This window comes from Micromonospora sp. CPCC 205561 (assembly GCF_036906775.1).
Classification (GTDB): domain Bacteria; phylum Actinomycetota; class Actinomycetes; order Mycobacteriales; family Micromonosporaceae; genus Micromonospora.
The window spans coordinates 100,823-112,595 of record NZ_JBAKHV010000011.1 but is presented as its reverse complement, the minus strand read 5'-3'; the positions used below and the strand labels follow the sequence as shown (position 1 = coordinate 112,595).

Below are 11,773 nucleotides of genomic sequence, written 5' to 3'. Positions count from 1 at the left end.
GACCCGGGGCGGGCCGGCGAGCTGGGGCCGATGCTCGACGCGACGCTGCGCGCCGCCGGGCCGACCGGCCGGCGGGGCGCCGCCCTGCGGGTCCGCGGCGACACCCTCGCCGGCAGGGCCGTCGACGTGGTCGAGCTGCGCGCGCCCGGGGGGCCGCTGCGCTACTGGGTCGACCGGTCCGGGGAGCTGCGCCGCGTGGAGCTGCGCACCCGCGCCGGCGCCTGGGCCCAGCTGGACCTGACCCCGGCCACGGTGCCCCGGCTCGCCCCGGTCGCGGAGGGCTGACCGTTCAGGGACGCCAGCCGGTCTGCGCCGCCCACTCCTCGGCGCGCAGGTGCTCCTCGTCGAACCACGGATCCTTCGCCGTGGTCCAGGTCGCGCCGTCCGGCGCGGAGGCGGCCAGCTCCCGCTTCAGCATCAGGTACGCCGCCCGCTGGTCCGGGTCCGCGCGCAGGTGGTCGCGCATCAGCAGCGCGTACCGCCAGCCGGGCGAGTCCGCCGGGCGGACGTGCAGGTGGACCGGGCGGCCCGGGTCGGCGCTGCCGTGCAGCCGCTTCTCCCACCGGCCGCTGCCGGGCGGCCGGGGGTTGTCCCAGCACTCGCCGGGCAGCCGGGGAAAGCCCGCCGCCGCGAGGCGTTCGGCCAGCGGGCCGTCCGCGTCGGCGAGGGTGGGCACGGTGAGCTGGATGTCGATCACGTCCTTGGCGGCGAGCCCGGGCACCGCCGTCGAGCCGATGTGGTCGATGCGCGGGTCCGCGGGGGCGACCGCGTGCCGGATCCGGGCGGCGAGCCGGGCGTACTGCTGCGGCCAGGTCGGGTCGGCCTCGGCCAGCGCGACCCGCTCCGGCCGCACCGGCCGCCGCTCGCGCAGGTTCGCCTCGTAGGGCCGCAGCCGCTCGCGCCACAGGGCGTCGACCGCCGCGTGCAGGTCGGCCAGGCTGCCGTCGTTGGTCAGCAGCACGTCGGCCGCGGCGCGGCGCCGGGCGTCGTCGGCCTGCGCGGCGATCCGCCGCTCGGCCTCCGCCCGGTCCATCCCCCGGTCGCGGGCCAGCCGCGCCAACCGGGTGGCCACCGCCGTCTGCACCACGACCACCAGGTGGTACGTGGGCGCGAGCCCCACCTCCACCAGCAGCGGCACGTCGTTGACCACGATCGCGTCCGGCGCCGCCGCGGCGGCCAGCTCGGCGGCGCGCGCCCGCACCCTCGGATGGGTGATCGCCTCCAGCCGGCGGCGCGCCGCCTCGTCGCCGAAGACCAGTGCGCCCAGCGCCGGCCGGTCGAGGGCGCCCTCGGCGTCGAGGACCCGGTCGGAGAAGGCGGCGACGATCTCGGCCAGCCCCTCCGTGCCCGGTGCGACCACCTCCCGCGCCACTCGGTCGGAGTCGATCACCACCGCCCCGCACTCGGCCAGCCGCGCCGCCACGGCGCTCTTGCCGGACCCGATCCCCCCGGTCAGTCCCACCATCAGCACGGGACCAGTCAACCGGATCACCGCCACGCCGCCACCACCGGGGGACCCCTCGGGGCGCCCGGCTACAGGAGCGGAAACCCGCGCGTGACGCCCGGTCAGCGCCCCGCCCCAACCCGGTCCCGACGCCTCCCGTCCGGGCCCCGGTCGGCGCCGGCCGGGGTGGGGACGTCAGGGGAAACGGCGAGGGCCCCGCCCCCGGCGATCTCTCGATCGCGGGGACGGGGCCCTTCGTCGTTCAGCGGGTCACTTGCCGCCGGCGAGCTTCTCCCGCAGAGCGGCGAGCGCCTCGTCGGTGGCCAGGGTGCCGGCCGGCTCCTCGGCCTGGCGGCTCGGGGCCGCGCTCGTCGAGGTGGTGGTGCCACCACCGGTGACGGCCGGAGCCGGGTTGGCAGCGGCCTCCGCGTCGGCGGCCCGGGAGGTCTGCACCTGCTTGGTGTGGGCCTCCCAGCGCTGACGCGCCTCGGCGTACTGGTTCTCCCAGGTCTCGCGCTGCTTGTCGTACCCCTCGAGCCACTCGCCCGTCTCCGGGTCGAAGCCCTCCGGGTAGATGTAGTTGCCCTCGGCGTCGTACGTCGCGGCCATGCCGTAGAGGGTCGGGTCGAAGTGCTCCTCGCCCTCGACGAAGCCCTCGTTGGCCTGCTTCAGCGACAGCGAGATCCGGCGACGCTCCAGGTCGATGTCGATGACCTTGACCATGACCTCGGAGCCGACCTGGACGACCTGCTCCGGGATCTCCACGTGGCGCTCGGCCAGCTCGGAGATGTGGACCAGGCCCTCGATGCCGTCGTCCACCCGGACGAAGGCGCCGAACGGCACCAGCTTGGTGACCTTACCCGGCACGATCTGCTGGATCGCGTGGGTGCGGGCGAACTGACGCCACGGGTCCTCCTGGGTCGCCTTCAGCGACAGCGAGACCCGCTCGCGGTCCAGGTCGACGTCCAGGACCTCGACCTCGACCTCCTGGCCCACCTCGACGACCTCGGACGGGTGGTCGATGTGCTTCCAGGACAGCTCGGAGACGTGCACCAGGCCGTCCACGCCGCCGAGGTCGACGAACGCGCCGAAGTTGACGATCGAGGACACGACGCCCTTGCGGACCTGGCCCTTCTGCAGCTTGTTGAGGAACTCGGTGCGCACCTCGGACTGCGTCTGCTCCAGCCAGGCCCGGCGGGACAGGACCACGTTGTTGCGGTTCTTGTCCAGCTCGATGATCTTGGCTTCGAGCTCGCGGCCGACGTACGGCTGCAGGTCCCGCACCCGACGCATCTCGACCAGGGAGGCGGGCAGGAAGCCCCGCAGCCCGATGTCGAGGATGAGGCCACCCTTGACCACCTCGATGACCGAGCCGCGGACGACGCCGTCCTCGTCCTTGATCTTCTCGATGGTGCCCCAGGCCCGCTCGTACTGCGCCCGCTTCTTGGAGAGGATCAGACGACCCTCCTTGTCCTCCTTCTGGAGGACCAGGGCCTCGATGTGGTCACCAACCGAAACGACCTCGGCCGGGTCCACGTCGTGCTTGATCGACAACTCCCGAGAGGGGATGACGCCCTCGGTCTTGTAGCCGATGTCGAGCAGGACCTCGTCCCGATCGACCTTGACGACGGTGCCTTCGACAATGTCGCCGTCGTTGAAGTACTTGATGGTCTCGTCGATCGCGGCGAGGAAAGCCTCCTCGGAACCGAGATCGTCGTGAGTGACCCGGGTGGCGCTCGAGGGGGCCTCGATGCTGCTCGTCATGTGGGCGGTTGCTCCGGTCGGATGGTGTGTCACAGCAGGCTGGTGTCGCGGTGACCTGTTCGCGCCAGCGGATCCGTCGCCGGGCACACCGAAAGATCATCGCGTGAGATCATGGATGTGGCTCCGCCAGTGGTCCCGGAGACCGCGCACCTGCTCCCTGCCGAGGCACACGATCCGCGAGCGCATCGTCTAGCCTACCCGCTGCATTACCACAGCGTGCAAGCCCTCCCGTCCTCTCGCCACCTCATCAGCTGCGAAAGCGGAGATATCGGTAGGAAGACGTCGCCGATGTCGCCTGTGTCACAGGGGTACCACGGGTGAACGGTAGCGCCGGGCGCGGCGCGCCGCACTCCGGGGGCGGCCGGCGGGCGGCGCGACCGGGGCCTAGCGTGAGCGGGTGGATGACGACAGCCGGGTGACCCGGCGCCGGGTCGGGGACGCCGAGGCCCGCCGGGCCAACCGCCGCTGGTGGGACGCCGACGCCGACGACTACCAGGCGGAGCACGGCCACTTCCTGGGAGACCTGGACTTCGTCTGGTGCCCGGAGGGCGTGCGGGAGGCCGACGTACGGCTGCTGGGCGAGCTGACCGGCCGGCGGGTGCTGGAGCTCGGCTGCGGCGCCGCCGCCGCGGCCCGCTGGCTGGCCACCCAGGGTGCCCGTCCGGTCGCCATCGACCTCTCCGCCGGCATGCTGCGGCACGGCGCGCTCGCCGCCGGCCGCACCGGCGTACGCGTGCCGCTGGTGCAGGCCGACGCGCTGGCGCTGCCCTTCGCCGACGCCGCGTTCGACACCGCCTGCACGGCGTTCGGGGCGATCCCGTTCGTGGCCGACTCGGCGGCGGTCATGCGCGAGGTCTTCCGGGTGCTGCGCCCCGGCGCCCGGTGGGTGTTCTCGGTGACCCACCCGATGCGGTGGATCTTCCTCGACGACCCGGGTGAGGGCGGGCTGACCGCGGTGCACTCGTACTTCGACCGCTCCCCCTACGTGGAGCAGGACGAGTCCGGCCGGGCCAGCTACGTCGAGCAGCACCGCACCCTCGGCGACCGGGTACGGGAGCTGGTGGGCGCCGGGTTCCGCCTGGTCGACCTGGTGGAGCCGGAGTGGCCCGAGGGGCACGAGGGGATCTGGGGTCAGTGGAGCCCGCTGCGCGGCCGCCTCTTCCCCGGCACCGCCGTCTTCGTCGCCGAGAAGCCCGCCTGACCGCTCGCCGTCCCCGCCGTTTCGGGGTGGCGACGCCGGGTAACCGCGCCGCATGGCCGAGTTCCGCGAGGGCGACCGCGTCTCCTGGGCCAGTCACGGCGGCCGGGCGCACGTGGTCGAGGAGAAGATCACCGAACGGACGCGCGTCCGCGGGCACGCCGTGGACGCGTCCCCGGACGAGCCGCGGTACCCGATCCGTAACGACGACTCGGTGCGCGACGTCGCGCACCGGCCGGAGGTGCTGCGCCATGAGCAGGGGTGACGACGACCGGGACACCTACCGGGAGTTCACCGAGGCGGTGAACATGAAGCCGGCCGAGCTGTCGACGTGGCTGGAGACCGACGAGTCGAAGCGGGTCGGCTGGCACAAGGGCGGCCGCTCCGGCGGCGGTGAGTCGGTCGGGCACGAATCCGGCCGGAAGATCATCAACCTGCTGCGGCGCAAGCGCGCGGAGCTCTCCGAGGGTGACTACCGGCACATGCGCAAGGTCGTCGGCTACGTACGCCGGCACATGGCACAGCGCCCCTCCGGCGACGTCCGCGACACGAAGTGGCGCTGGTCGCTGATGAACTGGGGCCACGACCCGCTGAAGCGCTGAGCCCCCCCGCTTGACCCTGCCACCGGCGTCAGGGTCCGACGATGCGCGCCATGAGTCGCACGCAGCGCAGGATCGTCGTCGTCACCGGTGCGGGCACCGGAATCGGACGGGCCACCGCCCATGCGTTCCGCGCCCGGGGCGCGCACGTCGTCGCCGTGGGCCGGCGGGCCGCGCCCCTGGCGGAGACCGCCGCCGGTGACCCCGGCATCGAGCCGCTCGTCGCCGACGTCACCGCCCCCGGCGCCGCGCAGCTGGTCGTCGGCACCGTCACGGAGCGGCACGGCCGCCTCGACGTCCTGGTCAACAACGCGGGCGTCGCCGGCGGCGGCCCGCTCGGTTCCCTCGCCCCCGAGACGGTCGAGCGCCAGCTGGCCACGAACCTGGTCGCGCCGCTCCTGCTCGCCCAGGCGGCGGTGCCCGCGCTGACCGACAGCCGGGGCGTGATCGTCAACGTCACCGCGTCGGTGGGGGGGCGCGCCTGGCCGGGCAGTTCGCTGTACGCGGCGGGCAAGGCCGCCCTGGACTCGCTGACCCGCAGCTGGGCGGTGGAGCTGGCACCGCACAACGTCCGGGTGGTGGCGGTCGCGCCGGGCGCCGTCGACACCCCGATCGGTTCGCACCAGGGGCTGACGCCGCGGCAGCAGGCCGAGGTGCGCCGGTGGCAGCTGGCGCGGACGCCGTCGGGACGCGTCGGCCGCCCCGAGGAGGTGGCGTGGGCGATCCTGCACCTCGCCGACCCGGCGGCCGGCTTCGTCACCGGCGTCGTGCTGCCGGTGGACGGTGGCGCCGTGATCGCGTGACGACCCCGCCTGCCGGTTTGGTAGAAACGTCCCCGGAGGTGCGGAGCATGCTGATCGGCGAGCTGGCGCACGCCACCGGCACCACCCCGCGCGCGCTGCGGCACTACGAGCGGCACGGGCTGCTCGACTCCCGGCGGGCCCACAACGGCTACCGGATCTACGACGATCGCTCCGTCGCCCGGGTACGCAACATCCGCCACCTGCTGGCCGCCGGCCTGACGCTGGACGACGTGCGGACGTTCCTGCCCTGCCTGGACGGGGACGTGGCCGCCGCCCCGCCCGCGCCGGCCGGCGTCCAGGTCGGGCTGGACCGGCTCTCGGTGCTCGACGCGCGCATCGCGGCGCAGATCGAGATCCGTGACCGGCTGGCGGCGGCGCTGCGCGCCGCGGGCGCGGCCGTCCCGCCCCGCTGACGGCGAGGGCGCGCACGGCCACCCGCCACCGGCGCGGCGGGACGACGCCGGTCAGTGGTCGGCGCTGTTCCAGTCCCGCCCCTCGCCGACGGAGACCTCCAGCGGCACGGAGAGCGGGTGCGCCGCGCCCATCTCCCGCCGCACCAGCGCCTCCAGGGCCTCCCGCTCGCCCGGGGCGACCTCGAAGACCAGCTCGTCGTGCACCTGGAGCAGCATCCGCGAGCGCAGGCCCGCCTCGCGCAGCGCGGTCTCGACGTGCAGCATGGCCACCTTGATGATGTCGGCCGCCGAGCCCTGGATGGGGGCGTTGAGCGCCATCCGCTCGGCCATCTCCCGGCGCTGCCGGTTGTCGCTGACCAGGTCGGGCAGGTAGCGCCGGCGCCCCAGGATGGTCGAGGTGTAGCCGTCGTGCCGGGCGCGGGCGACGACCTCCTGGAGGTAGTCGCGCACCCCGCCGAACCCGGCGAAGTAGTTCTCCATCAGCCCGCGCGCCTCCTCGGCGGTGATCCCGAGCTGCTGGGAGAGGCCGAACGCGCTCAGCCCGTACGCCAGGCCGTAGTTCATCGCCTTGATCTTGCGCCGCTGGTCGGCGGTGACCTCGCCCACCGGCACCCCGAAGACCGACGAGGCGGTGGCGGCGTGGAAGTCGGCGCCCGAGTTGAACGCCTCGATGAGCGCGGCGTCCGACGACAGGTGCGCCATGATCCGCATCTCGATCTGGCTGTAGTCGGCGGTGAGCAGGCACTCGTAGCCCTCCCCCACCACGAAGGCGCGGCGGATGCGGCGCCCCTCCTCGGTGCGGATCGGGATGTTCTGCAGGTTGGGCTCGGTCGAGGAGAGCCGGCCGGTGGCCGCCACCGTCTGGTTGAAGGTGGTATGGATCCGGCCGTCGTCGGAGACCGACTTGAGCAGCCCGTCGACGGTCGTCTTCAGCTTGGCCACGTCGCGGTGGCGCAGCAGGTGGGCCAGCACCGGGTGCGGGTTCTGCGCGTAGAGCCACTGCAGGGCGTCGGCGTCGGTGGTGTAGCCGGTCTTGATCTTCTTGGTCTTGGGCAGGCCCAGCTCGCCGAAGAGGATCTCCTGCAACTGCTTGGGCGAGCCGAGGTTGAACTCCCGCCCGACCGCCTCGTACGCCCCCTGGGCGGCGGCCTTCACCTCGGCGGCGAAGTGCGCCTCCAGCTCCGAGAGGTAGTGCGTGTCGGCGGCGATGCCGGTGCGCTCCATGCCGGCGAGCACCCGCATCAGCGGCAGCTCCACCCCGGCCATCAGCCGCGCCGACTGCTCGCCGTCGCGCGACAGCTCGGCGTCGATCGCGTCGGCCAGGTCGAGGGTGGCCCGGGCCTGGAGCATCAGGTTCTGCTCCGCCTCGCCGTCGTTGCCGAGCCCCTCCAGCGTGAGCTGGCCGGTCTCCGGGGCGTCGACCCGCAGCTCCCGGTGCAGGTAGCGCAGGGCCAGGTCGGTCAGGTCGTAGGAGCGCTGGTCGGGGCGGGCGAGGTAGGCGGCGATCTGGGTGTCGCGGAGGATGCCCTCCAGGTGCCAGCCGTGCGCGGCGAACGCGAGCACCGCCGGCTTGCTGTCGTGCAGCACCTTGGGCCGCCCGGCGTCGGCCAGCCAGGCCGCCAGGGCCGACTCGTCGGCCGGCTCCAGCGTGGCGGGGTCGAGCCAGGCCGCCGCGCCGCCGGCGGTGGCCAGCGCCAGTCCGGTCACCGAGGCGGTGTGCCGGCGGTTGGGGCCGGTGTCGAGCTTCGCCGCCACGCCCACCGCAGCGCCGGAGGGGGCGTGCGTCTCCAGCCAGCCGGCCAGCGACCCGGGCGCGGTGAGCACCTCGCCGGTCAGGTCGAAACCGGACTCGGCCTCCGGCTCCACCGCCTCCAGGTACTGGTAGAGCCGGTCGCGCAGGATGCGGAACTCGAGGGTGTCGAAGACCTGGTGGACGGCCTCGCGGTCCCATCCCTCCCAGCGCGCGTCCTCGGGACGCAGCGGCAGCTCCAGGTCGGAGACGAGGCGGTTGATCTCGTAGTTGCGGATCACGTCGGCGAGCCGCTCGCGCAGGCTCTCGCCCGCCTTGCCCTTGACCTCGTCGGCCCGCGCGACGACGCCGTCGACGCCGCCGTAGGTGTTGATCCACTTCGCGGCGGTCTTCGGGCCCACGCCCGGGATGCCGGGCAGGTTGTCGCTGGTCTCGCCGACCAGGGCGGCCAGGTCGCGGTAGCGGTCCGGGGCGACGCCGTACTTCGCCTCGATCGCCGCCGGGTCCATCCGGGCCAGGTCGGAGACGCCCTTGCGCGGGTAGAGCACGGTGACCTGGTCGCCGACGAGCTGGAAGGCGTCCCGGTCGCCGGTGCTGATCAACACCGACATGCCCTGGTCGCGGGCCTGGCAGGCGAGGGTGGCGATGACGTCGTCGGCCTCGTAGCCCTCCTTCTCCACCACCGGGACGCGCAGCGCCGCGAGGACCTCCTTGACCAGGCTGACCTGGCCCTTGAAGTCGTTGGGGGTCTCGCTGCGGCCGGCCTTGTACTCCGCGTACTTCTCGGTGCGGAAGGAGCGGCGGGAGACGTCGAAGGCGACGACGATGTGCGTGGGCCGCTCGTCGCGCAGCACGTTGATCAGCATGGACGTGAAGCCGTAGACCGCGTTGGTCGGCTGCCCGGTCGTGGTGGAGAAGTTCTCCACCGGCAGGGCGAAGAAGGCCCGGTATGCCAGGGAGTGTCCGTCGACGAGGAGCAGGCGCGGCGTCGTAGCTGTCACGGCAGCGACTCTAGCCGCCCGCCCCGACACTCCGGGACACCGGCACGGGCGCCGGCGCGGCCCGACCCGGGGCCGCGCCGGTGCCCGCTCAGAGCACCTTGGCCAGGAACGCCTTCGTCCGGTCGTGCCGGGGCTTGGCGATCACCTCGCGGGGCACGCCGGACTCGACCACGACGCCGCCGTCCATGAAGACCAGCGTGTCGCCGACCTCCCGGGCGAAGCCGATCTCGTGGGTCACCACGATCATCGTCATGCCGTCGCGGGCCAGGTCCTTCATCACGTCGAGCACCTCGCCGACCAGCTCCGGGTCGAGCGCGCTGGTGGGCTCGTCGAAGAGCATCAGCTTCGGCTGCATGGCCAGCGCCCGGGCGATCGCCACCCGCTGCTGCTGCCCGCCGGAGAGCTGGCCCGGATAGTTGCCGAGCTTGTCGCCCAGCCCCACCCGCTCCAGCAGCGCGGCGGCGCGGTCCCGCGCGGCGGCCTTCTTCTCGCGGCCCAGCAGCACCGGCGCCTCGGCGACGTTCTGCAGGGCGGTCATGTGCGGGAAGAGGTTGAACCGCTGGAACACCATGCCGATCGTCCGCCGCTGCGCGGCGACGTCCTTCTCCCGCATCTCGTGCAGCTTGCCGCCGCGCTCGCGGTAGCCGATCAGGTCGCCGTCCACCCAGATCCGGCCGGCGTTGATCTTCTCCAGGTGGTTGATGCAGCGCAGGAACGTCGACTTGCCGGAGCCGGAGGGACCCAGCAGGCAGCACACCTCGCCGCTGCGGACCTCCAGGTCGATGCCCCTGAGCACCTCGATGGACCCGAACGACTTGTGCACCTGCTCGGCCCGGACCATCGGCCCGGCCTCCTCCGCCGGCCCGCCGGCCCGCGCCGGCACCGTCAGCTCGGTCATGCGCCGCCCGCCTTCCCGGTCGTGCCGCCGCTCTCGGCCGCGATCCCCCGCAGCTTGGTCCTCGCCCGCGCGCTGCGCCCGACGCCCTTGGAGAAGTGCTTCTCCAAGTAGTACTGCCCGACCAGCAGCACGCTGGTCAGCAGCAGATACCACACGGTCGCCGCGACCAGCATCGGGAAGACCTGGAAACTCCGGTTGCCCACGGCCCTGAGCTGGAAGAACAGCTCGGTGGAGACCGGCACGAAGGCCACCAGCGAGGTGTCCTTGAGCATGGCGATGGTCTCGTTGCCGGTCGGCGGGACGATCACCCGCATCGCCTGCGGCAGCACGATGCGGCGCAGGATGTGCCCGCGCCGCAGGCCCAGCGCCTGCGCGGCCTCGGTCTGCCCCTCGTCGACCGACTGGATGCCGGCCCGGACGATCTCGGCCATGTAGGCGGCCTCGGACAGCCCCAGCGCCAGCATGCCGGCGACGAAGCCGGTGAGGATCTCCACCGCCGAGAAGCCGAAGAGCCGCGCCTCGAAGTCGTCGACCCCGAACAGGGCGCCGATCTGCCGGTCGAAGGGGAGCCCGAACTCGACGCGCGCCCAGAGGATGCCCAGGTTGCCGAAGAGGATCGCCAGCACCAGCCGGGGCACCGCCCGGAAGAACCAGGTGTACGCCCAGGCGACACCGCGCAGGATCGGGTTCTCCGACAGCCGCATGATGGCGATCACGAGGCCCAGCACGATGCCGATCAGCATGGCGGTCAACAGCAGCGCGATCGTGCCGCGCAGCCCCTCGATGATCGGCGGACGGAACATCTCGTCGACCATGTACGACCAGTTGAACGCCTTGTTCGTCACCAGCAGGTGGACGAACATGGCCACCAGCACCCCGATCACGGCGACCGCGACCCACCGCCCGGGATGCCGCACGGGCACGGCCTGGATGGGTTCCGGCCGTGCCCGTTCGGGTGAATCAGTCTCGACCGGCATGGTCAGCTGGTCGGGTTCAGCGCCGGGGTCGTGATGGCGCCGCCCTCGACGCCCCACTTCTTCAGCGCGGTCTGGTAGCTGCCGTCGGCGATGACCGCCGCGACGGCCTCCTTGAGCACCTCGGCGAACGCGGCCTGGTCCTTCTTGACCGCGTAGCCGTACGGGGCCGACTCGTAGATGTCGCCGAGCAGCTCCAGCTGGCCGTTGCTCTGCTTCACCGCGTACGCCCCGACCGGGGAGTCGGCCAGCATGGCGTCGTCCTTGCCGCTGACCACGGCGGCCGTGGCGTCGCTCTGCGCCTGGTACTGGTCGATGGTGATGGCCGGCTTGCCGGCGTCGGTGCACTTCTTCGACCGGGCGGTGATGTCGTCGAGCTGCACGGTGCCGACCTGCACGGCGATCTTCTTGCCGCAGGCGTTCTCGGTGTCGACCTTGGCCGGGTTGCCGGGCTTGGTCGCCCACTGGGTGCCGGCGGAGAAGTAGCTGACCATGTTGACGGTCTTCATCCGGTCGGCGTTGATGGTGAACGAGGAGACGCCGACCTCGTACTTGCCGGAGTCGACACCGGGCAGGATCGCGTCGAACGGCGCCGACTCGTACTCGGCCTTCAGGCCGAGCTTCTGCGCGACGGCGTTGAACAGCTCGATGTCGAAGCCGACGACCGTCTTGCCGTCGGCGTCGAGGAACTCCGCCGGGGCGTACGTCGAGTCGGTGCCGACCTTGATCACGCCGTCGGCCTTGACGGCGTCGGGCACCTTCGCGGCCAGCGCCGAGTCGGCGGCGGCGGAGACGGTCGGACCGGCGCCGGGCTGGTCGGTGCTCTCCTTCTCACCGCAACCGGCCAGCGAGAGGGCCAGCAGCGCGGTGCCGGTGACGCCGAGGACCGCCCGGCGGCCGGCACTGATGTTGAACATGGGTACTCCTTG

Annotated in this window: 11 protein-coding genes and 1 pseudogene; 6 read left to right on the top strand and 6 right to left on the bottom strand. The window is 72.8% G+C overall.

The window, feature by feature from the left end; translation table 11 throughout:
- Nucleotides 1-285 (top strand): annotated as a pseudogene (locus tag V6V16_RS09445) (hypothetical protein); the annotation flags it as partial.
- Nucleotides 286-289: 4 nt separating this feature from the next.
- Here V6V16_RS09445 and coaE read toward each other — a convergent pair.
- Nucleotides 290-1,471: a dephospho-CoA kinase gene (gene coaE, locus V6V16_RS09440; RefSeq protein WP_334561466.1), complete on the bottom strand. Its 1,182-nt coding sequence runs from the start codon at nucleotides 1,469-1,471 to the stop codon at nucleotides 290-292.
- Nucleotides 1,472-1,714: 243 nt separating this feature from the next.
- A complete protein-coding gene (rpsA, locus tag V6V16_RS09435; protein WP_334561457.1) occupies nucleotides 1,715-3,208 on the bottom strand; it encodes a 30S ribosomal protein S1 in 1,494 nt (497 codons plus the stop codon).
- 397 nt (nucleotides 3,209-3,605) lie between these two features.
- On the opposite strand from rpsA, the gene V6V16_RS09430 reads away from it, so the two are divergent.
- Genes V6V16_RS09430 through V6V16_RS09410 form a run of 5 tightly spaced genes read left to right on the top strand, consistent with a single transcriptional unit; the run spans nucleotide 3,606 to nucleotide 6,221 of the window.
- On the top strand, nucleotides 3,606-4,409 hold the full coding sequence (locus V6V16_RS09430; protein WP_334561456.1) for a class I SAM-dependent methyltransferase: 804 nt from the start codon (nucleotides 3,606-3,608) through the stop codon (nucleotides 4,407-4,409).
- Between the two features lie 52 nt (nucleotides 4,410-4,461).
- Nucleotides 4,462-4,671 (top strand): DUF2945 domain-containing protein, encoded by a 210-nt coding sequence (locus V6V16_RS09425; RefSeq protein ID WP_334561455.1) that lies wholly within the window; start codon nucleotides 4,462-4,464, stop codon nucleotides 4,669-4,671.
- On the top strand, nucleotides 4,658-5,008 hold the full coding sequence (locus V6V16_RS09420) for a DUF3140 domain-containing protein (protein WP_334561454.1): 351 nt from the start codon (nucleotides 4,658-4,660) through the stop codon (nucleotides 5,006-5,008). Before V6V16_RS09425 ends, V6V16_RS09420 begins: the two co-directional genes overlap by 14 nt.
- A 50-nt stretch (nucleotides 5,009-5,058) precedes the next feature.
- Complete coding sequence (locus V6V16_RS09415) at nucleotides 5,059-5,808, top strand: SDR family NAD(P)-dependent oxidoreductase (protein WP_334561453.1); 750 nt, start codon at nucleotides 5,059-5,061, stop codon at nucleotides 5,806-5,808.
- A 47-nt stretch (nucleotides 5,809-5,855) separates the two neighbouring features.
- Nucleotides 5,856-6,221, top strand: coding sequence for a MerR family transcriptional regulator (locus V6V16_RS09410; protein ID WP_334561452.1), 366 nt, complete (start codon nucleotides 5,856-5,858; stop codon nucleotides 6,219-6,221).
- A gap of 51 nt (nucleotides 6,222-6,272) precedes the next feature.
- Here V6V16_RS09410 and polA read toward each other — a convergent pair whose 3' ends face one another.
- The 4 genes from polA to V6V16_RS09390 all read right to left on the bottom strand — a co-directional run bounded on the left by polA (nucleotide 6,273) and on the right by V6V16_RS09390 (nucleotide 11,761).
- Nucleotides 6,273-8,972: a DNA polymerase I gene (polA, locus tag V6V16_RS09405; RefSeq protein WP_334561450.1), complete on the bottom strand. Its 2,700-nt coding sequence runs from the start codon at nucleotides 8,970-8,972 to the stop codon at nucleotides 6,273-6,275.
- A gap of 88 nt (nucleotides 8,973-9,060) precedes the next feature.
- Nucleotides 9,061-9,870: an amino acid ABC transporter ATP-binding protein gene (locus tag V6V16_RS09400; protein WP_334561449.1), complete on the bottom strand. Its 810-nt coding sequence runs from the start codon at nucleotides 9,868-9,870 to the stop codon at nucleotides 9,061-9,063.
- Complete coding sequence (locus V6V16_RS09395) at nucleotides 9,867-10,847, bottom strand: amino acid ABC transporter permease (protein ID WP_334561447.1); 981 nt, start codon at nucleotides 10,845-10,847, stop codon at nucleotides 9,867-9,869. The genes V6V16_RS09400 and V6V16_RS09395 overlap by 4 nt, the downstream gene beginning before the upstream one ends.
- Before the next feature lie 2 nt (nucleotides 10,848-10,849).
- Nucleotides 10,850-11,761 carry an ABC transporter substrate-binding protein gene (locus V6V16_RS09390; protein ID WP_334561446.1) on the bottom strand — a complete coding sequence of 304 codons (912 nt, stop codon included), beginning with the start codon at nucleotides 11,759-11,761 and terminating at the stop codon, nucleotides 10,850-10,852.
- Between the last annotated feature and the right edge of the window lie 12 nt (nucleotides 11,762-11,773).

What these genes read in the sequence shown, in the direction of transcription:
- rpsA (WP_334561457.1), bottom strand. Translation starts at nt 3,208, where the DNA reads ATGACGAGCAGCATCGAGGCCCCCTCGAGCGCCACCCGGGTCACTCAC.
- V6V16_RS09390 (WP_334561446.1), bottom strand. Translation starts at nt 11,761, where the DNA reads ATGTTCAACATCAGTGCCGGCCGCCGGGCGGTCCTCGGCGTCACCGGC.
- V6V16_RS09420 (WP_334561454.1), top strand. Translation starts at nt 4,658, where the DNA reads ATGAGCAGGGGTGACGACGACCGGGACACCTACCGGGAGTTCACCGAG.
- V6V16_RS09425 (WP_334561455.1), top strand. Translation starts at nt 4,462, where the DNA reads ATGGCCGAGTTCCGCGAGGGCGACCGCGTCTCCTGGGCCAGTCACGGC.
- V6V16_RS09400 (WP_334561449.1), bottom strand. Translation starts at nt 9,870, where the DNA reads ATGACCGAGCTGACGGTGCCGGCGCGGGCCGGCGGGCCGGCGGAGGAG.
- V6V16_RS09395 (WP_334561447.1), bottom strand. Translation starts at nt 10,847, where the DNA reads ATGCCGGTCGAGACTGATTCACCCGAACGGGCACGGCCGGAACCCATC.
- V6V16_RS09415 (WP_334561453.1), top strand. Translation starts at nt 5,059, where the DNA reads ATGAGTCGCACGCAGCGCAGGATCGTCGTCGTCACCGGTGCGGGCACC.
- V6V16_RS09410 (WP_334561452.1), top strand. Translation starts at nt 5,856, where the DNA reads ATGCTGATCGGCGAGCTGGCGCACGCCACCGGCACCACCCCGCGCGCG.